This is a genomic window from Ochrobactrum quorumnocens, assembly GCF_002278035.1.
Taxonomy (GTDB): Bacteria; Pseudomonadota; Alphaproteobacteria; order Rhizobiales; family Rhizobiaceae; genus Brucella; species Brucella quorumnocens.
In genome coordinates this window covers 962,593-986,191 of record NZ_CP022603.1, presented here as the reverse complement: position 1 = coordinate 986,191, position 23,599 = coordinate 962,593, and the positions used below count along the sequence as shown (strand labels likewise).

Here is a 23,599-nt window from a genome sequence, read left to right as displayed (position 1 = left end):
GTCCGGGAGCAGGGGAACTCTTCGAGTGCCCGCGAGCCCTGCTTCCAGACTCGGACCGAGCTGGAAAACACAATCTGATACGATCGGCGCAGGCGGCGGCGTCGTGAAGAAAAAGGCGAGGACCTTTCCGGCTGCACCCATTGCTGCAACCCTCATCGAGAGTTTGCGGGACATTGGCTACTCTCTCGAAACAGCCCTCGCAGACATCATCGACAATTCGCTCGCAAGCGGCGCCAGTCTGATTGACATTCTCGCGGACACCGCTGGCGATGATCCGAAGATTGCCATTCTGGACAATGGGAGTGGCATGTCCCCGGACGAGCTGATCGCAGCGATGCGTCCAGGAAGCAGGAATCCTCTCGAAGAGCGTACCGGCACGGATCTCGGAAGGTTTGGTCTGGGACTGAAGACCGCATCGTTTTCGCAATGCAGGCGTCTAACCGTGATCACTGCTAGGGACGGCGTGAGATCTGCAGCGATCTGGGACCTTGATTTCGTGGCGGAGCAGAATGAATGGCTCCTGCAGCTACCTGACCCGAGCGAAGCCCAACCGTGGGGCGATCAGCTTGGGAGCCAGGGAACCCTGGTGATCTGGGAAGCTCTTGATCGGCTTGCCCCGAAGGGTGAGCGTGGGGATCTGGTCCGGTCACTCGATTTGGCACGCGAACACCTCGAGCTGGTATTCCATCGATACATTTCGGGAGAGCGCGGCCACGCGCGTGTGCGAATGCGGCTCAACAATCGCGAACTCAGAGGCTTTGATCCGTTCGATCAGAGCAATCCGGCGACAATAGTCGGCCCTACGGAGGAATTCCGCTCCGGCCGACACATTGTCACCATCCAGAGCTTCACGCTTCCCCACCACAAGAAGCTTCCTGCGGCGGACTGGGAGCGCAATGCAGGTCGCGCCGGCTACCTCAAGAACCAGGGCTTCTACGTCTACCGGGCACGTCGCCTCATCATTCACGGGACATGGTTCGGCCTCGCGCGGCAGACGGAGCTGACCAAGCTGGCTCGGGTGAAGATCGATATTCCCACGGGCCTGGACGCCGAGTGGAAAATCGACGTCAAGAAGGCATCGGCCCAGCCTCCGTTCAATGTTCGCGAAAGGCTTCGTCGCATCATTGAAACGATCGGCGCGACTTCGAAGCGAATATATACCGCACGCGGCAGGAAGCTAGTTTCCGATGCCCGCCTTCCGGTATGGAACCGGCACCAGGACAAGAACGAGATTTCCTACAGGCTGAATCCGGAGCATCCGCTGATCTCGGGTTTTGTCGACATTCTCAGCGAGGAGCAGAAGGCAGCATTTGACCGCCTCACAGTCCTCATCGAATCGGCGATCCCGATGGAGAGCCTCTATGCAGACATGGGCAGTGAGCCGGAGAACGTGCGAAACACGGGCATCCCGGACGATACCCTGCGTAGGATCGTCGAGTTCACAGCAGAGAATCTGGTCAACTCAGGCACGTCAGCCGATGAAGTGAGACTGATGATGCGGGTGACCGAGCCGTTCCGATCGCACTGGGCTGCAACGGAAGACATGCTGAACGAAAGATTTGGGGGCAGGGGAGATGACTGAAAACTACGAGAATCTGCGGATGGCGGTCGAGCCGTTCATCGCGAGGGCAGTGCTGCCAACTCCGGAAACAATAAGATCGTGGATCACACAGTTCAGGCTGGTGCCCGACTGCCAGGTCGATGACGCAGACGCGGAAAGGCTGGCTCGCGAGCTCGAAGCCCAGCACGGCGTATCGATGAAGATTGGCTCGGTGCTGGTCGACCGGGAATGGGCGCCGTGGCTCGAGAGCGAAAAGCCGACGATGGACCGCTACTACTGGATGAGATATCGGCGGCTCCTCGTCGAGAAACGATTTTCAGGGCAGGTTCTTGCGATGCTTGATGCAGTGACCGACCGTATCTTGGGCCTGATGGAGAATCCTCGGAAGGAAGGTGAATGGGATCGGCGAGGCATGGTCGTGGGGCACGTCCAGTCAGGAAAGACTGCCAACTACACCGGTCTCATCTGCAAGGCCGCTGATGCGGGTTACAAGCTCATCATTGTCATCGCCGGTATACACAACAACCTGCGCAACCAGACGCAGCTGCGAATCGACGAAGGTTTTGTCGGCAGGGACAGCGCCCGCCTCGGGTCAACCAAGGGTGACCGCATCATCGGGGTGGGGCGCTATGACAGCTCGCGCCATCCCTGGACATTCACCACATCCGTTCGCGACTTCAACGCGACTGGCGCCGGCCAGGGTGGTGGCAATCTGGACTCCCTTTCAGTACCTGCAGTGTTCGTCATCAAGAAGAACAGCAGCACGCTTGGTATTCTTCTCGAATGGCTGGGAAACTACAATCGCAAGCGTGGCGCCAAGACAATCTCGGCTCCCATGCTTGTCATCGACGACGAAGCCGATAACGCGTCCATCAACATCAAGCATGGGAAAGGGGCTGTCTCCAATATCAACGGGCAGATCCGTTCGCTTCTCAAGCTTTTCGACCGCAGCTGCTATATCGGCTACACCGCAACGCCCTTTGCGAACATCTTCATCGATCCGGATACTGTCGACGAGATGAGGGGCGCGGACCTGTTCCCGAGAAACTTCATCGTCAGTCTCGATCCGCCTTCCAACTATTTCGGCGCGAACAGGGTGTTTCTCGACCAGCCGAAGCAGATCATTCGCCACATCGAGGATCACGACGAGATACTTCCCCTCAAGCATCCCAGGGACACGGCGATCACCGCGCTGCCCGACAGTCTTCTCAAGGCAATAAGAACATTCATCGTCGCGAGGGCAATCCGGCTCGTCCGGGGCCAGCAGTCTGCGCACAACTCGATGCTCGTGAATGCATCGCGCTTCACGGACGTTCAGCAGCAGCTTCGGAATGAGATCCACGACACCCTCGAGGCCATCAAGGCAAGTATCAGCGTGAACGGGGCCCAGTCCGAACGGGACGCCTTGCGAGATCCGGAAATCCGCGCGCTTCACGAGGTCTGGCAGGAGGAGTATTCAATCACGTCGGAGACAGAGTGGAGCGAAGTGCAGGCGGCTCTTCATTCGTCCGCCGCGCCGATCAGTGTCGTCGAGGTCAACAGTCGTTCCGCAGGCAATCTCGCCTATGCCGATCATGAGGGCTCCGGCCTGAATGTCATCGCCGTCGGCGGGTTTTCCCTTTCGCGCGGGCTCACCCTCGAAGGCCTGATCGTCAGCTACTTCCTGCGCAATTCCATGATGTACGACACGCTCATGCAGATGGGCAGGTGGTTCGGCTACCGACCGGGTTACGATGATCTCTGCCGGGTCTGGATGCCTGAAGAGGCGGAAGGATGGTATGCCCATGTAGCGGAGTCAATCGACGAGCTTAGGGATGAGCTGCGGCGAATGGAGGCGGCGAACGCTACCCCCGAACAGTTCGGTCTCAAGGTGCGCAGCCACCCCGACACACTGCTCGTCACGGCCAAGAACAAGATGGGCTCTGGAGAACGGCTGGTTGTCTCGATCGGTCTTGCCAACAGCTTCGTCGAGACCGCAATTCTCCATCGGACGGCCGACAAGCTGAAACTCAACCTCACGGCCGCGAAGAATCTCGCAGCGAGCCTCAAGGAACACAGCTATCCGTTGACAGGAGCAGCGACCGTCACAGGCGGTCGGCTGGTGACCGGAGCACCGGTTGCTCCCGTTCTTCAGTTTTTGAAGGAGTTCCAGAACCACGAAGGGGCGTTGCTGACAGACGGAGATCCTCTCCAGCGCTATATCCTTGCTCGCGCTGATGACGAGCTCAAGAGCTGGGATATCCTGGTTGCAGGCGTCGAGCGCGGCAACGAGGACACGGTCGACGACAATCTCGGTATCACGCTGAACCGTCAACGCCGAACCGCCGGGAAGCAGAGCAACTCCAAGACGCTGCATATCACGAACAAGCAGCGTGTCGCCTCGAGAGGGGTCGAAGCGACAGGCCTTGAGGCAGACGAAATTGCGTCGGCGCGCAGTGATTATCTCGCGAGGCTCGAGCAGGACGGAAAGCTGCCCGCAGAGGGTGAGCCGGTAAACTTCCCGGACAAGATCTATCGCGCTGTTCGGCGACGCCCCCTCCTGATCGTACATCTCCTGAGGATAGATCCGGAATCCGACAAGGTTGCCGACGATCCGCAGCCTGTGGTGGCATATAGCATCAGCTTCCCAAGAACGGCAAGGGAGGAGGACACGGTGGAATACATCGTCAACACCACCTGGATCAGGGAGCATTTCCGTAACGAGGGCGACGAGGAGGAGATGGCGGGCGATGAGCAGTGATCCATGGAGGAGCCTGAGCGTCCCCGTCGGTGCAGAAACAGCCAGCGCCCGGCGCGTCGATGCCGGGGGGCGATGGGATTTCTTCTGGGCGAAGGATGTGGTGGGGAGGTATCTGCTTCTCCTAGAGTATCAAAGCTCGCTTGAGGCTGTCCCGTCGCTTCCTCGACTGCATGGGATCGAGGTGGCGATCCAGTCGCGCGAGGACGGGATTGGGGGGCGTCTCCTGATCCGCCTGCTCGACAATTCCCTCAGAGATATATTCCTCGAACTGTGCAACAGCATTCTCGCGTCCACATCCCAGGCGACCAGCGAGACCGACGCCATCGGTCGGGCGGTGGCGAGAACATGGCGCTGGCATCACCTGCTCCGTGGAGGTTCGTCCGTACTTCTGTCTCCCGAGGAGCAGAAAGGTCTCATTGGCGAACTGATAACACTGGACAGGCATTTTCTTCCCGTAATGAGCGCGAGCGATGCGCTGCTGGCCTGGATCGGTCCTACGGATGCACCAAAGGATTTCGAGATCGGCCTGACGGCGGTCGAGGTCAAGACACGGCGCGCCGGCGCGGTCAGTGCTGTCGTCATATCGTCAGAGCATCAGCTGGATGAGACGGGTCTCGACCGACTGTTTCTTCACGTTCTGGATCTTTCGGAGGCGCAGTCTGGCCATCCGGAAGCCCGAAGCCTGAACGACTACGCCAACGGAATCCGTATGAGGATCGAGAGCCAGGATCAGGGCGCACTGCTTCTGCTTGACGAGCGGCTGCAGGCTGCAGGGTTCAGATGGGAAGACGACTACTCGACATCGCTCTGGGTCGAGGGCCAGTTCGAAATCTTTCAGGTTCGCGATGGCTTTCCACGATTGACGACAACGTCCTGCCTTCCGGGAGTTGCGCGCGTTAAATACACGGTAGCGTTGTCGGAGTGTCAGGAATATGGTCTGCCGGAAGAGTCGATAAGATTGTGTCTCAGCGGGGGATGAGATTGTCCGAGGAGCTGGCAGAGTTCAACCACGAGTTTTTTCAGGATGTGCTGGCATCTGCCGATGCAGAGGGTCAGTTTACGGAAGATGCGTTCTTCGACCTCTTCTGCAAGCAGCTCATCGATGCGGGTGAACTCGACACTGCAGATCGCGCACTCTATCAGTCGACGCGAGGCATACGTGTCGATGGCTATGCCGGCGATCCGAATTCGAATGAAGGCGAACTCACGCTCATCATCGTGGACTTTTCCCAAGCTTCGGAGATCAGATCACTTTCGCGCGCGGAGATGGATGCGGCGTTCAAGAGGCTGACGAACTTCATTTCCAAGGCGCTCGACCCGACGTTCAGGCAGGGTCTGGAAGAGACCTCGCCAGGCTTCGGTGTGGCCGACATGATCGCGAAGCGCTGGCACACTATCGAAAAGATCAAGTTTGTCCTCATTACCAATCGACAGCTCAGCAGCAGGGTGGAAGGCAGGGAATCCAGCGAACTTCGGGGCATTCCCGTCGCATACTCGGTCTGGGACATTGCACGACTGCACCGTTTCGTTTCTTCCGGACATGGGCGGGAAGAGATCGAGATCGACCTTCGCGAAGACTTCGGTGGCGCAATCCCAGCGCTGTCGGCGCACTTGTCGGAGGCAGGCTACGAGGCCTATCTCCTTGTCATTCCGGGGACGACCCTTGCTGCCATCTACGAGCGCTGGGGCGCCCAGCTTCTCGAGCAGAATGTCCGGGTATTCCTTCAAGCCAGAGGCAGTGTGAACAAGGGAATCAGGACGACAATCGAACGCGACCCGGAAATGTTCTTTGCCTTCAACAACGGGATAACGGCCACCGCCGAGAGCGTGAAGGTCACCCAGGGCGGCGGGACCCTGGCGATTGCCTCCATCAGCAACCTTCAGATCGTCAACGGCGGACAGACGACCGCGTCGATCCATGCTGCGAGCAGAAAGAAGGAGCCGGGCCTCGATAAGGTGTTCGTTCAGATGAAGCTGTCGATTGTCGAGCCGTCGATGGCATCCGACGTGGTCCCGAAAATATCGGAGTTTGCCAACAGTCAGAACAAGGTGAATGCGGCCGACTTCTTCGCAAATCACGCCTTTCATATTCGGTTCCAGGAGTTCTCGCGACGCATCTTCGCGCCGTCACCGGACGGGACATTCAGGGAATCGAAATGGTTCTACGAACGGGCCCGGGGCCAGTATCAGGACGCGAGGAACCTGCTGAAGACGGCGCAGAAACGCAAGTTCGATGTCGAGTTTCCGAAGAGCCAGATGATCGACAAGACGGATCTTGCAAAGTTCCTGAACCCCTGGCGAGGCTTTCCCGAAATCGTCAGCAGGGGCTCGCAGAAGAACTTCGTGCATTTTGCAGACAGTATAGGCAAGGAATGGGAAAAGAACTCGAACGCGTTCAACGAGGATTTTTTCCGCCACTCGATAGCCAAGGCAATCATATTCCGCGAGGCAGAGCGACTTGTCACCAAGCAATCGTGGTACCAGGGCGGAGGTATAAGATCGCGCGTCGTGCCGTATGCCATCGCAAAACTGCAGTTCGATGCTGCCAGGATCGAGGGCGTCGTAGACCTTGACAAGGTCTGGAGACGGCAGGGCCTGACCGATGTTCTCGAGCGCACCCTCTGCAGCGGGCTGGAAGCGGTGCACGGGGTTATCACCGGCGGGCCGGGTGAAATCGCCAATCCCCTTGAGTGGGCAAAGCAGCAGGCTTGCTGGGCCAGGGTCAAGACCCTGCAGGTCTCATGGCCTGAAGACTGGGAGGACACGCTCGTTGGACGGGACGAACATCGTGCAAACAGGCGGAGCGCGGTGCGTGACCAGAAAATGCTGAACGGCATCGAGGCGCAGACCGAGGTTCTCAGGCGTGGCGGCGGGTTCTGGTCCGAGGTCAAGGCGTGGGGTACCCGCCGGAAGGCCTTGTCGCCCGATGACGCTTCGATCCTCGCTGTTGCCGCAGGAATACCAGGACGGCTTCCGACAGAGCGACAGTGTGCCCGGCTTCTGCAGATACTCCAGCGCCTCGAGGCCGACGGATTTCAAACGTCTGCGCATGCATGAGCGTTGACATGGCTGCAGCATACCTTCGAATCGTGTCGATATGGACGGTCTGGGCAAGGCAGGAGCTCTCGAGCAGCCTCGCAGAATTCATCGCAACACCCGATGTTCACGCACGTCCTGACAACGTGGGTAAAGGAGACGCGGCCCTCCAGCCGAGGCAGCGGTCGGGTTCCTTCAGCCAGGGAAAACTGGCTGCGAGTGGAAAACCACCCGGCCGCAAGCAGGCGACGCACGCAGAGAAGATCATTGCCGAAGCGCGATCGCTTGGGTTCGGAGGATCAGGCATAGTTGATAGCGCTAGTGCGTCAGCCCGGCTCGTACAGAAATAAGGATGAACAAGATGGAGATCGGTGCCGAGGACAGTGCCAGAACGCTTGAGGTCGATTTCGGCGAAGAATTCGAAATGAATATTCGGACGCTTGATGCAAATGCCTACGACCGGATCGTCGTCTACGTCCCACTCCCTTCGTTCGGGTCAACCCAGTCCTATCGCGACATCTGCGGAGACCTCCTCGATGCGTCGTGGGCCATCGAGCGCATGGCCGCACACGCGAAATTCGTCAAAACAGAAGTCCCACCCGGAGATCACCGTTGCATCCGAACAGTTCTCACGGGTCCAGGGCCGGGGATATTCGAAGCCATCGCCGACTGCGCGCTTTTGATCAGCGATTTCGATGAAGATTTCACAGACGATACAAAGCTAGAGGAACTGCAGAACCTTCGCGGTCAGGTGCATGACTACGAGGACAAGCTGGAATCCTATATTCACCGAGCGCCGGATATCATCGACTGGTATTTCGTGAACCTCCACGTAGCGAACGAGGAGCTGCGATCCGAAGCACCGGAAGTATGGAGCAATCAGATGGCGCGCTTCCCAGAGCGTCGCCTTGGCTTGCATCGCAGCGGCTTCAGCGGCGCAATAGGCGGAAACTGCTATGCCTCGCGGGCTGGGTGGCTCGTACCTCTCGCGGTAGGCCCTGACTGTTGATTGCCGCTGAGAACTGACCCAGTTTGGGCGGATATTTCCATTTAGAATTGACCCATGTTTGAACCTTCCCTCGTTTGTTTTTCAGCGAGGGCTATGGAGTGATCGACATGGCATTATTGAGCGTTATCCGCCGGTGGCATTACCGGGACGAACTATCGATCCGCGAGATTGCCCGACGAACGGGCCTATCGCGGAACACCATCCGCAAGTATCTGCGTCTCAATGGCGTTGAACCAAAATTTCAGGTTCCGGACAGGCCAAGCAAACTCGACCCATTTTCTGACCGACTGACCACGTGGTTAAAGTCGGAAGATCGCAAACCTCGCAAACAAAAGCGCACGGTGAAGCAGATGCACGCTGACCTTGTCGCTCTGGGCTATGAGGGATCATACAGTCGCGTTGCCACCTTTGCCCGCGAGTGGAAGGCCGATCTTCATATGCACAACCAGACATCGGGTCGAGGTACGTTTGTCCCTTTGAGCTTTGAGCCTGGCGAAGCATTTCAATTCGACTGGTCAGAAGACTGGGCAATTATCGGCAGTGAACGGACAAAGCTTCAAGTCGCCCATACGAAGCTAAGTTATTCCAGAGCTTTTATCATTCGTGCTTATCTCACACAGTCCCATGAGATGCTGTTTGACGCTCACAACCATGCATTCCGTGTGCTTGGTGGCGTTCCACGGCGTGGCATTTATGACAATATGCGTACAGCCATCGATAAGGTCGGTCGAGGCAAAGAACGGGACGTCAATATTCGCTTTCAAGCCATGGCCAGCCATTATTTGTTTGAACCAGACTTCTGCAATCCTGCATCGGGTTGGGAGAAGGGACAGATTGAGAAGAATGTTCAGGATTCTCGGCATCGGTTCTTTCAACCAGCTCCACGATTTGCTTCACTGAATGAATTGAACGACTGGCTGGAGGAACGTTGCAGGTTTTTCTGGGCAACGACACAGCATGGCAAAATGCGCGGCAGCATAGCCGATCTTTGGATGGAGGAAGCTCAGGCTCTCATGCCCGTTTCCCGACCTTTTGATGGCTTTGTCGAATATACCAAGCGCGTATCACCGACCTGCCTCGTTCACTTTGATCGTACGCGTTATAGTGTTCCAGCATCCTTTGCCAATCGTCCAGTAAGCCTGCGTGTCTATCCTGATCTTGTCGTGGTCGCTGCCGAAGGGCAGATCATTTGCGAGCATTCACGCATCTTCAATCGCTCTCACGAAGCACCAGGTCACACTGTCTATGAGTGGCGGCACTATTTGTCGGTCGTTCAACGAAAGCCCGGTGCATTGCGCAATGGCGCTCCTTTCACGGAGCTTCCTGAAGCGTTTCGCACACTCCAGTTTCATCTGTTGAAGAAGCCGGGCGGCGATAGGGAAATGGTCGATATCCTTTCCCTCGTCTTACAGCATGATGAACAGGCCGTACTTATGGCAGTCGATATGGCACTGAAGTCGGGAGTGCCGACAAAGACCCATATCCTCAATTTGCTTCACCGTTTGGTCGACGGCAAATCTCTCATTCCACCCCCGATTAATGCGCCGCAGGCACTTACCCTTAACAATGAACCCAAGGCCAACGTCGCACGCTATGACACCTTGAGAAAGGCGGAGGCTCGTCATGCGTCATAATCCAGCGAGTGGTGCTATCGTTATCATGCTGCGGCAATTAAAGATGCATGGCATGGCACAAGCAGTTGGTGAACTCACCGAACAAGGGTCACCAGCATTCGAGGCAGCTATTCCAGTTCTTTCTCAGCTGCTAAAAGCCGAAACGGCGGAGCGTGAAGTCAGATCAGTTGCCTATCAGCTCAAAACTGCACGCTTTCCAGCCTACCGTGATCTGAACGGCTTTGACTTCGATAGCAGTGAGATAAACGAGGCATTGGTCCAGCAGCTGCATCGCTGTGACTTTCTCAATGATGCAAACAACATCGTTCTGGTTGGTGGACCCGGCACGGGTAAAACTCATATCGCCACCGCTATTGGAGTACAGGCGATCGAGCACCACCACAAACGTGTCCGGTTCTTCTCAACCGTTGAACTTGTGAATGCACTTGAACAGGAAAAAATCCAGGGCAAATCGGGGCAGATCGCCAACCGACTCATTTATTCCGATCTCGTCATTCTTGATGAACTCGGATATCTGCCATTCAGCGCATCAGGTGGCGCACTTCTATTCCATCTGCTCAGCAAACTTTACGAGCGCACGAGCGTCATAATCACCACCAATCTCAGCTTCAGTGAATGGGCAAGCGTGTTTGGTGATGCCAAAATGACGACCGCATTGCTCGACAGGCTCACTCATCACTGCCACATCCTTGAAACCGGAAATGATAGCTTTCGGTTCAAAAACAGTTCCGCACAAGAAACAAAACGACCAAAGGAAAACACGAAACTTGACCCGATCGAAGCCTTGGCGCGCGACTGATGACCTTGGAAGGACATCGTAAACTTGACGATGTGGGAAAACGAAGCATGACAAACCGTAAGCCGGTTCTGTTCGGGACGCTTCTCATCTGCTTGAATGTTGATTTTGCGCTGAGGAGTGGTCAGCGCTCAGCGCAAAATCAACATTCAAGCGAATCTACCGGCTAACTTCAGAGAGAAGGCAAGAGCCATTGCAGTTTACAGCCTAAATTGCCACTCGCAACGAATGTCGGTATCGGTGGTTGCGTGCCCCCGCAACCAAATCAAAAATAGCCCCGTCTCCGACGGGGCTTTTTGCGTTTAAAGCAAACCAAATCTAAAGCCCACTAATCAATAAAAAAACGCTAGCACGAAACGGATCTTAAACCGAATACTGAAAATCATGTGGGAGGGAAAAGGGTCAACTCCAAGCCCCCCATGTAACAAAGGTTACTGTCTCTAGAGCGCCAGATGCCAAAATATCAACGCCGATAATGATGGCAGTCTGAGGAAACAGGCCCCCCGTTACCATAAAGAAAAGCCCCGGCAACAATTGTTGGCCGGGGCTAAGCTATTGGGAACCTGCATAGGGCAAGTCCAGGAGGCGACGTTAAAGGGTGATAAAACTAAACGGTTTCGGTGACTTTGCTGAGATTCATAGGCTTATCGGGATCAAAACCGCGGGCTAGTGCAACGCGTTCAATCAAGCCGTAATAAGCCCCTAGACCTACAAGCGGATCAATCAAACCATGTCCCGTTGGCGTGATCCCGATAGCTTTATGTTGAGCGCTTCGAGCGCTAATCGCTATAACATCAGCACCAAGACCAACCAGACGGTCGACTGCCTGGTTGCTGGCGCTGAATGCTTCGTCTTCATTCAAAAATGTCAAGACTGGAAAGCCGCTGTGAACCAGACGAATGGGGCCATGCATAACTTCGGCCAACGAAAAAGCCTCTGCGTGAATGCCACAGGTCTCCTTGGCCTTAAGGGCAGCTTCCAATGCGACTGCAAACCCAGTGCCTCGTCCGACGACATACATTCCTTCAATTGAGGCGAGTTTTGTAATCAATGCCTCATCGATTGGAGCACTCGTCGTTGCGTCCAATGCCTGCGGCAGTCTGGTGAGCGCCGCTTGCAACGCACTGTCGTCGCTGATTGCTGCTGTGATGGCGGCAAGTGCGGTAGCGCCCGCGATGCAGGATTTGGTTGCAGCTACGCTCTGTTCTTTGCCTGCGTGTAACCCCAGCACAATATCGGCCTGTTGCGCCAAAGGACTGTCGGTTACGTTGACGAGAGCCACGGTAATCGCTCCGCCCTGTTTGGCCGCCCTCTGCAACGCAACAATGTCGGGGCTGGCACCGGACTGCGAAACCGTAAAGTGCAATCCATCCTGCAGCTGCAAGCGGCTGTTATAAACCGATGTCACCGAAGGACCTATTGAAGCCACCGGCAAGCCAACGCTGATCTCGAACAGATATTTGAAGAAGGATGCAGCGTGATCCGATGAGCCGCGGGCAGCCGTCGTAATCACACGTGGCTTACGCTCTTCATAGAGACGTTTGATTGCCGCGATCGTTGCGGCTTCTTCAGTCAGCAAACGCGAAACAACGGCCGAGGCCTCTATTGTCTCTTTGCGCATAAATGATGTCGTGACCATGAAAGACCCCATGCTGAAATAGTTGAATGATTTTCTGCCAGCTTAACTCTGCAGGATGGAAGCCCCACCTGCGGCCTGAACCGCCAGGCTACCGCTTTTGACACCCGCAGCCAGACAGTCGGCCGGACTACATCCGTCAATCCATGAGTCGATGAAACCAGCATTGAAAGCATCGCCTGCACCGGTCGTGTCTATAACGTCTACCTTGTCAGCAGGAATAAGCATCTCCATCGACCCGGTGCTCAGCCATGCTCCTTCTTCGCCCGCCTTCAGAGCGACGATTGGAAAGTGCTTCGATAGAACACCGATTGCTTTGCGGGGATCTCGATCTCCGGTAATGGCTTCCGCTTCCTCGCTGTTAGGCAGGAAGATATCCACGCCTTCACAGCTTTTCAGAAAGTCCTGGCTATAGATGAGAGTTTCATCCCAACTTGGATCTAGTGAAACGGTCAGCCCGGCAGCTTTAGCTTTAGCAATCAAATCCGGTATTTCGTGCAACGTCGCATATTCTGCGATGTGGAGATGTTTCGCATTGTTCCATGTCAAAGCGTCATCAAGGGTGGATGGCCGTGCGGAGCCCGCACGGCGCGAAAGAAACGCGCGGTCGTTGCCGATAACACTAGCCACAGTCACTTGCGGCCCAGCCTCAGTTGAAGTTTCCAGAAAGCGCAGATCAAGACCATCGATGGCCAAGTCCTTAGAAATGCCCTTTGAGAGGCTGTCCGTTCCAAGTCGTGCGACCAACGCCACCGAGCGGCCAACATGAGCAAAATGGGCGGCGGAAATAAAGGCGCCGCCGCCGGCTACGATCTTCATGTCGCCTGCAAAAACTTCTCTGCCTGGCTGCGGTAACGCATCAAGGCCAGTGAAAATCAGGTCGCAATAAATCCGTCCTATGCTAAGGACCGCAGGGGTTTTGAACTGTTTTGACATTATAGGCGACCGAGGCTCTTTTCTGTCTTGGCATCAAACAGATACAGGCTGCCAGCAGGCGCAACGACGCTCAGTGTCGTGCCAGACTTTGGAACGGTTTTGCCCGGTGCTGTCGCAATAACAGCATCACCATTCACATCAAGATGAACCAGAGTTTCTGCTCCGAGCGGCTCAACCGCCGTTACCACACCTTGCAGCGATATACCGCCTTCAGTGCCGGTTTCACCGACGGTCAATTCATGTGGGCGAATACCGATCAACATGTCGCCATCAGCACCGAACTCGACCGTATCGCCTTTGCGGCGGCCTTTGAGCAGGTTCATCGACGGGCTGCCGATAAAGCGTGCTGTAAACACATCCACCGGATGCTCATAAAGCTCGGTCGGCGTGCCGGTTTGCAAAATATTACCATCGCGCATCACCACAATACGGTCGGCCATAGTCATGGCTTCAACCTGATCATGGGTCACGTAAACTGTGGTTGTCTTGAGGCTCTGGTGCAGGCGTTTGATTTCAATGCGCATCTGTGCGCGCAATTGCGCGTCAAGGTTCGACAATGGTTCATCAAACAAGAACGCTGAAGGATTACGAACCATTGCACGGCCAATTGCCACACGCTGACGCTGCCCACCGGACAGAGCCGCAGGACGACGATCGAGATAGGGTGTCAGCCCCAATGATGCACCAACATCCTCAATCCGCTTGGCCTTTTCCGCCTTTGAAAGTTTTGAGGTGTAAAGGCCGAAACCAATATTCTGGCGTACGCTCATATGCGGATAAATCGCATAATTCTGGAATACCATTGCAATATTGCGCTGTTTCGGATCGCGTTCGTTGACGACTTCGCCACCGATTTTCAACTGCCCCCCGGAAATATCTTCCAGACCGGCAATCATACGCAGAGTTGTCGACTTACCGCAGCCGGAAGGGCCAACGAAAACGACAAATTCTCCGTCTTCGATCTGCAGATCGATTGCGCGAACTGCTTCGACCTTGCCGTAACGTTTGACAAGTTTTTCGAGTTCAATGGTTGCCATTAACGTGTCTCCGCAAGTGCGCTGAATTTTTCATTAAGTTCTTGATTGGCTTTAGCTTCATAAGCTTCGTGCTCTGCAGCGCGTGCTGTTAAACCCGCAACGTTTGTTTGGTAACGCGCGAGGGCCTCGCGCATTGGCTCTGGTGCCGGACCGCCTAAACGGCTACGCACAGCAACGAAATGCTGCGGCGAAACCAGTTCTTCAAATTTGACCTGATCGAAGGATGGTTCGCGTCCGGTTGCTTCATGGAATGCTGCAAGGAAAGGCGCAAAGCCATCTTTCTCAAGCCCGCCACCTTGAGCCACCACCGCGCGTGCTACAGTCGCTGCAATCGCATGCGCCTGACGGAACGACAGGCCTTCAATACGCACCAGTGAATCGGCAAGTTCCGTGATCGTAATACACGAACGACGGATATTTTCAGCAACTCGTGCCGGATCGATACGAATGGCTTCGATGAAGGCCGCCAGCAGATCAAGCACACGACCGGCAGAGGCAAAAGCCTCATAGCCCATTTGCTGGGTTTCGCCTTCACTGTCATTCATATCGGTGAAAGGCGTATTGTGCATCACATCCAGCACAGTGCGGGCACGCCCCATTGTCTGGCTCGACAAATGACGCATATGTTCAATCGGCACCGGATTGCGCTTTTGCGGCATGATTGAAGAAATCTGCACAAAGGCGTTCGGCACATAAATCTGGCCAACTTCAAAGCTCGTCCAGAACTGGAAGTCCTGAATGAGCCTTCCCAGATGAATGAACATCAGTTCCAGCGCGGAATAGGTCGAGGTGATGTAATCCACAGCTGCGATACAGCTGTAGGAATTGTTTAAGGGGGCAGCAAAGCCCAACAGCTCCGAGACGCGCTTGCGGTCAATCGGAAAGCCGGAGGTGGTGATGGCTGCTGCCCCCATCGGGGACTGGTTTACAATCGCGCGGGCGGCTTCAAGGCGTTCGATATCCCTGATTAGTACTTCCGTAGCCGCAGCGAGATAATGCCCGAATGTGGTCGGCTGTGCCGGTTGCCCATGGGTATAGGCAACGATCAATGTTGCCTGTTCACGTTCAACAGCTGCAACCAGCACATCAAGCAGGTGCCGTGACTTGGCCAGCAACGCATCAATGTGCTTTTTTAGGCCAAGTTTGAACAGCGTGTGGTCAATATCATTACGCGAACGAGCAGTATGCAAGCGCCCCGCAACATCGGCACCGATACGGGCTTTAAGTTCCTTCTCGATGAGGAAGAAGAAGTCTTCTACCTCACCGGTATAGGTCAGCTCAGCCGGATTGATTTCCTGATCAATTGCTTCAAGCGCGCAGGCAATCTGTGCCGCCTGTTCGCGATCCAGAATACCGGTTTCAACCAGCATCACCAGATGAGCGCGGTCAATGCGACGGAAACCATCAACATGGTGTGTCTTGGCACCATCAAACAGCGGACGAAGCACGGTTTCTTTATAAACCGGATTTGGAAACACGCTGTTGTCGGACAATTTTGGGTCGAGATCAGACATGGTTCAACCTTTCAGACCTGCCAGCATAACACCGCGTACGATGTAGCGCTGAAGCAGCATGAAAACGATAAGCGTAGGCAAAGTAGCGATCGCTGCGCCGGTCATGATCATTTCCCACTGGATCGATTGCTCAACTGCAAAGCTCGATAGTCCCACCGGCAACGTATAAAGCTCCGGACTGGTTGAAACGATCAGTGGCCAGAAGAAAGCGGTCCAGTTACCGAGGAAGGTAAAGATCGCCAGCGCCGACAGAGCCGGGGTGACCAATGGCATGGCAATTTTCCACCAGATCTGGAACTCGTTAAGCCCGTCTACACGTGCGGCTTCGAGGAAATCATTTGGCACGCCTTCAAAGAACTGTTTCATCAGGAAGGTACCAAAAGCAGTCATCATGCCGGGGAACATGATGCCCCAATAGCTGTCCAGCCAGCCGAGCTTGCTCGACATCAGATACCAAGGAATAACCAGCATTTCGGTCGGGATCATGAGGGTCGAGAGGATCGCGAGGAAGATGAAATAGCGGCCTCGGAACTGGAATTTCGCCAGCGTATAACCGACCAGACTGTCGAAAAATACGTTCGACAAGGTTACGACCACGGCCACGATCATCGAATTCATGAACCAGCGCAGAAAGCGCCCGTCAGCAAGAATGGTGGCATAGTTTTGAAGCGTGGGCTCCGCGGGAATGAGCCTCAAATCATAGACCTGACTTGCAGTTTTCAACGAGGTTGAAAACATGAAAACAAGTGGCGTGATCATGATCAGTCCGCCGATGAACAGCAAAGTCCATGTGATGACGCGGCCGGGCTTCAGATTCTGGAACGGGAGGGATTTGGTTTGTGCAGGCGCGGTCATTTCTTTTCCCTCAGAATCCAGAGCTGTAACAGGGAGACGCAAAGCAGAATGATGAAGAGAATGATCGTTTGCGCAGCCGCATAGCCCATTGCATAGGACGAAAATGCCGTCTGATAGATCATCAGTACCAGTGGTTTGGTTGATCCCAGTGGACCACCGGGATCATTGGTGGTCATGTTGTAGACCTGATCGAAGATGCGCAGGAAACCGATTGAGGAAAACACCACCAAAAACACAGTTGTTGGCTTTAGCAACGGGATGGTGATTTTGCGCAGAATGGCCCATTCGCCGAGGCCATCAATGCGCGCCGCCTCATAAAATGTGCCGGGAACCGCGCGCAAACCCGCCATGAAGATGATGATCTGAAAGCCAAGTCCTGCCCAGATTGAGGTTGCCATGATGGCATAAAGCCCCTGATCAACCGAGCGCAGAAAACCTTGTTGCGGCAAGCCAAGGGAACTCAGAATATTATTGATGAAGCCGATTGGTGCAGGCTGGTAAAACCAGCGCCATACCCATGCCATTGCTGCAGCTGTGGTCAGATAAGGCAGGAAATACAAGGCTCGAATGAAACCGTGCATAAGCCTGACACGGTCCAGATAGTAAGCGATGACAAAAGCCAGAACCAGACTGATGGGCGTGCCGACCAACAGGTAGATGAAAGTGTTTTTGAACACTTTCCAGAATTCAGGATCGGCAAAAAGCTTCTGATAGTTGGCGATGCCGATAAATTCCGGCGGACTCATGAGATCCCAGTTGGTGAAAGACAACCAGAATGCTTCAATCGTCGGATAAAAGCGGATGACGCTATAGAAAAGGATGGGCAGAGCCAGAAAGCTCCACACCCAAATCAATTTTCTGGTTTTCATCGACAGGCGATCTGTCAGTCGCGAACCGAAAGGTCTGCGCGCTGTATGATCGGGTTCAGCCGTCATTGTCATAATAAAAATCCTTCGGCCAGCCGATGCGTTGCAGGGCAGCCACGGTCGGAAACGATTGCTTCCAAAACAGAGCCGTGTTGTTCAAAGCAGCACGAAAGCTGCTGAAAATCGGAAGCGGGCGGTCCGCGAGAACCGCCCAACCGAACGCAGTTCTACTTCGCAGTGTCCAGAATGGCTTGTTCAGCCTTGGCAGCTTCATCAAGGGATTCCTTGACTGGCTGGTTCTGCAGGATCACGCGGTTAGACATGTCGACGACGATCTGGCGCTGCTTCAGCTCATCGGTGAACATGGTTGTGTGGGCATATTCCAGACCTTTGAGGAATGGTCCATAAACCGGATCAGCCAGATTAGTTTCCGTCAAAGCCGCCGAACGGCGCGCAGGCAATTCGCCTACACCCTTCAGCCAGATTTCCATGGCTTCAGGTGACGTAATGTAGTTCAGGAACTTTGAAGCCGCTTCCAGCTTTTCGCCCTTTGCCGATGCACTGATGCCGTTGGCAAAATAGCTGGCATAGTTTGAACGCACGCCCTCAGCATTAGCTGGCAACTCAGTCACGCCCCACTCGAAGTCCTTGATGGTGTTAAAAGCGGCGAGACGGAATGTTCCATCCACAGTCATTGCCGCCTTACCGGAACGGAATGCTGCATGGCCTTCATCCATGAACTTCACTTCGCCGACCTTATATTTGGTCTGCAGGTCGGTGTAGAACTGCAATGCATTTTCGCCGGCAGCGTCGTCATAGGCAACCTTGCGATAATCATCGCTATATGGCTTGCCGCCGAACTGGCGAACCAGCACTTCGCGCCACCAATGCAGATCTTGACCCGGCATATCTAACGTGATGCCTTCGCTCAACAGATTGCCGGAAGCATCGCGCTTAGTTGCTTTCTCGGCATAAGCCAGCAGTTCTTCGAGATTTTTCGGCGGATTTTTCGGGTCAAGGCCCGCTTCTTCGAAAAGCTTCTTGTTGTAGAACAGAGCCAGTGAACGCACAGCAGTGGGCAAGCCGTAATATTCATCGCCGCGCTTCATAGCGCTTACGATTGGGAAGAATTCGCTTTCGATCTTGTCGTGCGGAAAAGCCTCCTGTGGCAGCGGCTGCAAAATGCCACCGGCAGCGAATTTATCAAGCCAGCCGTAGAACAGCTGCATCACGTCTGGGCTTTTTCCCGCCATCTTCGCCGCAATAACGCGGGTCTGATAATCGTCATAAGGGAACGTGACCTGCTTGACCTTGATATCAGGATTGGCTTTTTCGAAATTCTCGATCAGCTTGTCCATCGTCTTGACACGCGATTCAAAGACATACTGCCAATATTCGATTTCAACTGCTTGTGCAGCGTTGATTGCGATAGAGCTCAGACCGGCCACAAGACCCGCAAGCAGCAACTTACCCATTTTCATAAGACCTCCCCGTTGCTCAGCCCCTCTGGTGCCCGAGCAAGGTATGTGCAGGTCAATGACCTGCCGGTTCCACCATTGCTGCACTTTTCGTGCAGCATCCTCACCGTCAGTATGTTCGGCCAGGCGCCGTTCGAATACCGACAGGGCAATTATTTGCCCCTCCATAGGCTTCAATTTTGTAAGTCATTTGTCAATAAGATAATTTAGTTGAATTAATATATTGCTGTTAAAAGTCGGGTGCGCTATCTAATTTGAGGCATTTGGGAGAGGGCATGAAATCGAAGGCGGCGAACTCACGAACCATGGTGCATCCGGACACGCAACCGATCACTTTGGGTAAAAATCCTGAGCGAATTCGGGATCATAACCGCCGTGTGGTGTTGGATGTCGTTCGCCGTCATGGCCCCGTGGGTCGAATGCATATTGCCCGTTTGACGCATCTGACGGCGCAGGCTATCGCCAATATTGTTGATGAGCTGGTCGCTGAAAATCTTCTGATGCAGCTTGGCAGATTAAAGACCGGGCGCGGCCAGCCGCCGATTCAATTTGCTGTTAATCCGTCTGGTGCGATGACAATCGGAATTGAAATGGGTTCGACCCATATGGTGACGACGGTTCTTGACCTTTCTGGCGTCCCACGCAAGCAACAGGTGCATCTGGTAAGCGACACGCGGCCCGAGGCGCTTTGCGCCCAGCTTCGCATCGAGATCGACAAGATCAGGTCTGAGTTTGATGCGCGTCTTCTTGGGATAGGTGTTGTGATGCCGGGTCCGTTTGGCATCGAAGGCATGACCTCGGTCGGTCCGACGACGCTACCGGGTTGGGCTGGCATTGACGCCGCGGCTGTTCTAAGTGCTGCCTTTGGTGAGCCTGTCATCGTCGAAAATGATGCAAATGCTGCGGCAGTGGGCGAGCGATTGTTCGGGGCCGGGCGTGCTATTTCAAACTTTGCGATGATCTATTTCGGTGCCGGTATCGGTCTCGGTATGATCCAGGATGGCTCGCCGTTTCGCGGTGCTTTCGGCAATGCGGGTGAAATCGGGCATATCTCGATTGTACCAGGAGGGCGGCTCTGCTCCTGCGGTCAGCATGGTTGTCTGGAAACTTATTCATCAGTTCATGTTCTCAAAGAGAAATTAGCGAATGCGGGGCTTTTCGATGTCAGCTTCGAGAAGCTTGAAGAACTGCTGCAGGACAGAAATCCCTTGGTCTTGGATTGGGTAGCGGACGCTGCAAAACATCTTGCGCAAATGATTGCGATTATCGAAAACATTCTTGATCCTGAGACCGTGGTTCTCGGAGGAATGCTGCCAAATCCCGTCATCGACGCGCTGATTTCGCATATGGATGAGCTGCCGATATCGGTCGCAAACAGAAGTGCACGCACGCTTGCCCGTGTGCTTCGCGGACAGACAGGTCAGTTTACGGCGGCTCTGGGGGCGGCCTCGCTGCCCATGTTTGAGGTCATGACACCCAAGCTTGATATGAGTCTATAGTCCGCCCAAATATCTTGAATGATGCGAGTTGTAGGCCCTGAATTCAGTGTGCGGATTGTCTTGCGAGCGCTTTGTTGAGCCATGATCACAAAGTCGTCGCGATATTCGCGCCCTAATTGCTCGTCGTTTAGACCAGGAAATATATAATTATTACAAAACGTTATGATTATTTGAGTTGATGTGCACTGTCGCTGATGCAGGATGGATTTTTATGCCCTGAAGTTGATTTTGACAAAAGACGATGACTGCTAATCAAATGTAAAATACGTGTATTGACATATGTCGATCAATAAGTGATTTTTGTCGTGCGTGGTCAAGGAGGATACCGTGCAGACGCTATTGAAAGTAGAGAGCCTGAAAAAATCGTTCGGCGGTGTTGCGGCACTTCGCGATGGCCAACTGGAACTGCGTGCAGGTTCGGTCCATGCCCTGTGTGGCGGCAATGGTGCAGGCAAATCCACATTTCTCTCCATTTTGATGGGTATTCAGCAGCGCGACGGCGGCAAGATCTGGCTGCGGGGTGAAGAGGTTCAATATTCGACGCCTGCGGAAGCGCTTAAATCCGGTATCGCGATTATCGAGCAGGAGCTAAGCCCAGTTCCACATATGAGTGTTGCAGAGAATATCTTTCTCGGTCGCGAGCCTTCAACGCGATTTGGCGGCATTGATTTCAAGAAGATGAACAGTGAAGCGCAGGCGCTTCTGGATCGTCTGGAGTTCGACATTCGTGCGACCCAGGTGATGAGCCAGTTGTCGGTTGCGCAGATGCAGCTCGTGGAAATCGCCAAAGCGTTCAGCCACAATGCCGATGTGATCTTCATGGACGAGCCGACATCGGCCATCGGTGAAAAGGAAGCGCAGCATCTGTTCAAGGCGGTTGAGCGCCTCAAGGCTGAGGGCAAGGGCATTGTCTATGTCTCGCATCGCCTGTCCGAGATTTTCCAGATTGCAGATTCCTATACGGTTTTCCGTGATGGCGGTTATGTCGGTTCGGGCGCGCTGAGCGATATCGACCGTCCCGAACTGATCCGTCTGATCGTTGGGCGCGAGCTTGGCGAAGAATTCATCAAGACCAACGAGCCGACAGATGAGATCGGTTTCGAGGTTTCCGATCTCGCGCTGCCTGGCAAGATCGAAGACATTTCCTTCTCGGTCCGCAAAGGCGAAATCTTTGGCATTTACGGCCTGATGGGTTCCGGTCGCTCTGAGATATTCAACTGTGTTTTCGGCCTCGACAAGGCGAGCAAGGGTGAAATTCGTCTTGAAGGCCGCCAGCTGAAAGTTGGCAGGCCTGCCGATGCGATGGCTGAAGGCATTGCCTTTGTGACAGAAGACCGCAAGCTGACCGGGCTTAACCTCACGGACAGCGTGCGCGCCAATATCTGCCTTGCAAGCTTGCCTGAAATGAGCCCGGCATTTGCCATGCGTCAGCGCGAAGAAGCTGAAGCAAGCGCTAAGATGATCAAGCATTTTGGCATCAAGGCAGCGCGCGATACGATGCCGGTTTCCGGTCTTTCGGGCGGTAACCAGCAGAAAGTCGTGCTCGGCAAGTGGTTCCTGCGCAATCCGCGCCTGTTGCTGCTTGATGAGCCGACACGAGGCGTGGATGTGGGCGCGAAGCGGGAAATCTATCGCATCATCTGCGAATTCACTGCGTTAGGCGGCACCGTCGTGATGATTTCATCTGAAATCGACGAGGTTCTGGGCATGTCCGACCGCATCCTCGTGATGCGGCAGGGCCGGTCAGCTGGCGTCTATGACAGGGCAGACACCGACGCACAAAAGCTGGTGCATCTGTCCACCTGACGGTGGGCTTTTTGATCCAGAGCGCGCTCAGAAAGATGCGCTTGAAAACAAATGATCAGAGTGCCTGATTGAGATTAGGCCTGACACTGGCAGGCTGGGAAGAGGCTGGAAAACGTGAGCAATATCGAGAAAACACAAACGAGCAGCTGGTTCGCTTCCGAGAAGCGCCGGTTGATCATTCAGGAATACGGCATTTTCCTCGCCTTCCTGCTTCTCGTCTTCATCCTGTCGGTGTCAAATCCATACTTCCTGACAACAGGCAATATTTCGAACGTTCTGCTACAGACCTCAATCAACGGTGTGCTGGCTATTGGCATGACGTTTGTCATTCTGACGCGTGGCATTGATCTTTCTGTAGGCTCGGTTGCAGCGCTCACAGGTATCGTTGCGGCTAGCCTTGCCACGACATCTGCCGCTGCAAGTGTTGCGGGCGGCCCTTATCCTGCGGTTGTAGCCATCGCTGCCGGTCTTGCTGTTGGTTGTGCCTGCGGCGCATTGGTCGGCTGGATCGTTTCCCGCTTCTCGGTGCCTGCATTCGTTGCAACGCTCGGTATGCTCTCGGCTGCACGCGGCATGACGCTTATCTATGGTGGCGGTAAGCCTGTGCCTGCACTGATCCCGGATTTCCGCTGGATTGGTACCGCCAAGATCATGGGCATCCCGATGCCTGTCATTATTCTGGCGATCGTCTTCATTGGCGCCTGGTGGGTTCTCACCCGCACGCGCTTCGGCCGCTATGTCTATGCTGTTGGTGGCAACCCCCATGCTGCAAAGACATCGGGTATCAATGTCACCCGTGTTCGCTTCAGTGTTTATATCATCTCCGGCGCACTTTCCGGCCTTGCAGGCATGATGCTCGCCGCTCGCACCGGTTCGGCGCTGCCACAGGCCGGTATCGCTTACGAACTGGATGCAATTGCTGCGGTTGTTATCGGCGGTACCAGTCTTTCGGGTGGCGTGGGTCGCGTAACTGGAACGCTGATTGGTGCGCTCATCATCGGCGTCATGAACAATGGTCTCGATCTGATGGGTATCGAATCTTACTACCAGCAGGTTCTCAAAGGCGCGTTGATCGTCGGTGCAGTCATGCTCGATCAGAAACGTAACCAGAGCGCCTGATTTCTAGAAGTTTCCAATTGCCAGTCACATGGCGCAATCAAAGCCGCACATTCAATAATTGCGGATAATGTGGAGGA

Annotated in this window: 18 protein-coding genes; 11 read left to right on the top strand and 7 right to left on the bottom strand. The window is 54.7% G+C overall.

Going from position 1 to position 23,599, the window contains the following annotated elements; all coding sequences use genetic code 11:
• Window positions 1-103 precede the first annotated feature (103 nt).
• The 8 genes from CES85_RS04655 to istB all read left to right on the top strand — a co-directional run bounded on the left by CES85_RS04655 (window position 104) and on the right by istB (window position 10,779).
• Window positions 104-1,582: an ATP-binding protein gene (locus tag CES85_RS04655; protein WP_167388246.1), complete on the top strand. Its 1,479-nt coding sequence runs from the start codon at window positions 104-106 to the stop codon at window positions 1,580-1,582.
• On the top strand, window positions 1,575-4,301 hold the full coding sequence (locus CES85_RS04650; protein ID WP_095444846.1) for a Z1 domain-containing protein: 2,727 nt from the start codon (window positions 1,575-1,577) through the stop codon (window positions 4,299-4,301). The genes CES85_RS04655 and CES85_RS04650 overlap by 8 nt, the downstream gene beginning before the upstream one ends.
• Window positions 4,291-5,280, top strand: coding sequence for a PD-(D/E)XK motif protein (locus tag CES85_RS04645; RefSeq protein WP_095444845.1), 990 nt, complete (start codon window positions 4,291-4,293; stop codon window positions 5,278-5,280). The genes CES85_RS04650 and CES85_RS04645 overlap by 11 nt, the downstream gene beginning before the upstream one ends.
• The gene (locus CES85_RS04640) at window positions 5,277-7,358 is read left to right on the top strand and encodes an AIPR family protein (RefSeq protein WP_244923226.1); all 2,082 of its coding nucleotides are present in this window, start codon (window positions 5,277-5,279) and stop codon (window positions 7,356-7,358) included. The genes CES85_RS04645 and CES85_RS04640 overlap by 4 nt, the downstream gene beginning before the upstream one ends.
• Window positions 7,359-7,366: 8 nt before the next feature.
• Complete coding sequence (locus CES85_RS04635) at window positions 7,367-7,687, top strand: hypothetical protein (protein WP_157743401.1); 321 nt, start codon at window positions 7,367-7,369, stop codon at window positions 7,685-7,687.
• Between the two features lie 2 nt (window positions 7,688-7,689).
• The gene (locus CES85_RS04630; protein ID WP_095444843.1) at window positions 7,690-8,346 is read left to right on the top strand and encodes a hypothetical protein; all 657 of its coding nucleotides are present in this window, start codon (window positions 7,690-7,692) and stop codon (window positions 8,344-8,346) included.
• Between the two features lie 107 nt (window positions 8,347-8,453).
• Window positions 8,454-9,980, top strand: a complete 1,527-nt coding sequence (istA, locus tag CES85_RS04625; RefSeq protein ID WP_157743400.1) for an IS21 family transposase — start codon at window positions 8,454-8,456, stop codon at window positions 9,978-9,980.
• Window positions 9,970-10,779 (top strand): IS21-like element helper ATPase IstB, encoded by an 810-nt coding sequence (gene istB, locus CES85_RS04620; RefSeq protein ID WP_095444842.1) that lies wholly within the window; start codon window positions 9,970-9,972, stop codon window positions 10,777-10,779. The genes istA and istB overlap by 11 nt, the downstream gene beginning before the upstream one ends.
• A gap of 604 nt (window positions 10,780-11,383) precedes the next feature.
• Here the strand turns inward: istB and CES85_RS04615 are convergent.
• From CES85_RS04615 to CES85_RS04580, 7 genes are all read right to left on the bottom strand, one after another.
• Entirely contained in the window at window positions 11,384-12,415 is a 1,032-nt protein-coding gene (locus tag CES85_RS04615; RefSeq protein WP_095444841.1) for an SIS domain-containing protein, read from the bottom strand.
• A 42-nt stretch (window positions 12,416-12,457) separates the two neighbouring features.
• Window positions 12,458-13,348, bottom strand: a complete 891-nt coding sequence (locus tag CES85_RS04610) for a carbohydrate kinase family protein (protein ID WP_095444840.1) — start codon at window positions 13,346-13,348, stop codon at window positions 12,458-12,460.
• Entirely contained in the window at window positions 13,348-14,385 is a 1,038-nt protein-coding gene (locus CES85_RS04605; protein WP_095444839.1) for an ABC transporter ATP-binding protein, read from the bottom strand. Before CES85_RS04605 ends, CES85_RS04610 begins: the two co-directional genes overlap by 1 nt.
• Window positions 14,385-15,899 (bottom strand): argininosuccinate lyase, encoded by a 1,515-nt coding sequence (gene argH, locus CES85_RS04600; protein WP_095444838.1) that lies wholly within the window; start codon window positions 15,897-15,899, stop codon window positions 14,385-14,387. The genes CES85_RS04605 and argH overlap by 1 nt, the downstream gene beginning before the upstream one ends.
• Before the next feature lie 3 nt (window positions 15,900-15,902).
• Window positions 15,903-16,754 carry a carbohydrate ABC transporter permease gene (locus CES85_RS04595; RefSeq protein WP_024898680.1) on the bottom strand — a complete coding sequence of 284 codons (852 nt, stop codon included), beginning with the start codon at window positions 16,752-16,754 and terminating at the stop codon, window positions 15,903-15,905.
• Complete coding sequence (locus tag CES85_RS04590) at window positions 16,751-17,695, bottom strand: carbohydrate ABC transporter permease (RefSeq protein ID WP_404903382.1); 945 nt, start codon at window positions 17,693-17,695, stop codon at window positions 16,751-16,753. Before CES85_RS04590 ends, CES85_RS04595 begins: the two co-directional genes overlap by 4 nt.
• A gap of 152 nt (window positions 17,696-17,847) precedes the next feature.
• Window positions 17,848-19,095 (bottom strand): sugar ABC transporter substrate-binding protein, encoded by a 1,248-nt coding sequence (locus CES85_RS04580; RefSeq protein ID WP_095445701.1) that lies wholly within the window; start codon window positions 19,093-19,095, stop codon window positions 17,848-17,850.
• Between the two features lie 278 nt (window positions 19,096-19,373).
• Here CES85_RS04580 and CES85_RS04575 point away from each other — a divergent pair, with 278 nt between their 5' ends.
• The 3 genes from CES85_RS04575 (at window position 19,374) to CES85_RS04565 (ending at window position 23,522) form a co-directional block, all read left to right on the top strand.
• A complete protein-coding gene (locus tag CES85_RS04575) occupies window positions 19,374-20,597 on the top strand; it encodes an ROK family protein (protein WP_244923225.1) in 1,224 nt (407 codons plus the stop codon).
• A gap of 327 nt (window positions 20,598-20,924) precedes the next feature.
• Window positions 20,925-22,403, top strand: a complete 1,479-nt coding sequence (locus CES85_RS04570) for a sugar ABC transporter ATP-binding protein (RefSeq protein ID WP_095444836.1) — start codon at window positions 20,925-20,927, stop codon at window positions 22,401-22,403.
• Between the two features lie 114 nt (window positions 22,404-22,517).
• Window positions 22,518-23,522: an ABC transporter permease gene (locus tag CES85_RS04565; protein WP_095444835.1), complete on the top strand. Its 1,005-nt coding sequence runs from the start codon at window positions 22,518-22,520 to the stop codon at window positions 23,520-23,522.
• Window positions 23,523-23,599: the final 77 nt, after the last annotated feature.

What these genes read in the sequence shown, in the direction of transcription:
- CES85_RS04650 (WP_095444846.1), top strand. Translation starts at nt 1,575, where the DNA reads ATGACTGAAAACTACGAGAATCTGCGGATGGCGGTCGAGCCGTTCATC.
- CES85_RS04645 (WP_095444845.1), top strand. Translation starts at nt 4,291, where the DNA reads ATGAGCAGTGATCCATGGAGGAGCCTGAGCGTCCCCGTCGGTGCAGAA.
- CES85_RS04640 (WP_244923226.1), top strand. Translation starts at nt 5,277, where the DNA reads ATGAGATTGTCCGAGGAGCTGGCAGAGTTCAACCACGAGTTTTTTCAG.
- CES85_RS04635 (WP_157743401.1), top strand. Translation starts at nt 7,367, where the DNA reads ATGGCTGCAGCATACCTTCGAATCGTGTCGATATGGACGGTCTGGGCA.
- CES85_RS04630 (WP_095444843.1), top strand. Translation starts at nt 7,690, where the DNA reads ATGAACAAGATGGAGATCGGTGCCGAGGACAGTGCCAGAACGCTTGAG.
- istA (WP_157743400.1), top strand. Translation starts at nt 8,454, where the DNA reads ATGGCATTATTGAGCGTTATCCGCCGGTGGCATTACCGGGACGAACTA.
- istB (WP_095444842.1), top strand. Translation starts at nt 9,970, where the DNA reads ATGCGTCATAATCCAGCGAGTGGTGCTATCGTTATCATGCTGCGGCAA.
- CES85_RS04615 (WP_095444841.1), bottom strand. Translation starts at nt 12,415, where the DNA reads ATGGTCACGACATCATTTATGCGCAAAGAGACAATAGAGGCCTCGGCC.
- CES85_RS04610 (WP_095444840.1), bottom strand. Translation starts at nt 13,348, where the DNA reads ATGTCAAAACAGTTCAAAACCCCTGCGGTCCTTAGCATAGGACGGATT.
- CES85_RS04605 (WP_095444839.1), bottom strand. Translation starts at nt 14,385, where the DNA reads ATGGCAACCATTGAACTCGAAAAACTTGTCAAACGTTACGGCAAGGTC.
- argH (WP_095444838.1), bottom strand. Translation starts at nt 15,899, where the DNA reads ATGTCTGATCTCGACCCAAAATTGTCCGACAACAGCGTGTTTCCAAAT.
- CES85_RS04595 (WP_024898680.1), bottom strand. Translation starts at nt 16,754, where the DNA reads ATGACCGCGCCTGCACAAACCAAATCCCTCCCGTTCCAGAATCTGAAG.
- CES85_RS04590 (WP_404903382.1), bottom strand. Translation starts at nt 17,695, where the DNA reads ATGACAATGACGGCTGAACCCGATCATACAGCGCGCAGACCTTTCGGT.
- CES85_RS04580 (WP_095445701.1), bottom strand. Translation starts at nt 19,095, where the DNA reads ATGGGTAAGTTGCTGCTTGCGGGTCTTGTGGCCGGTCTGAGCTCTATC.
- CES85_RS04575 (WP_244923225.1), top strand. Translation starts at nt 19,374, where the DNA reads ATGAAATCGAAGGCGGCGAACTCACGAACCATGGTGCATCCGGACACG.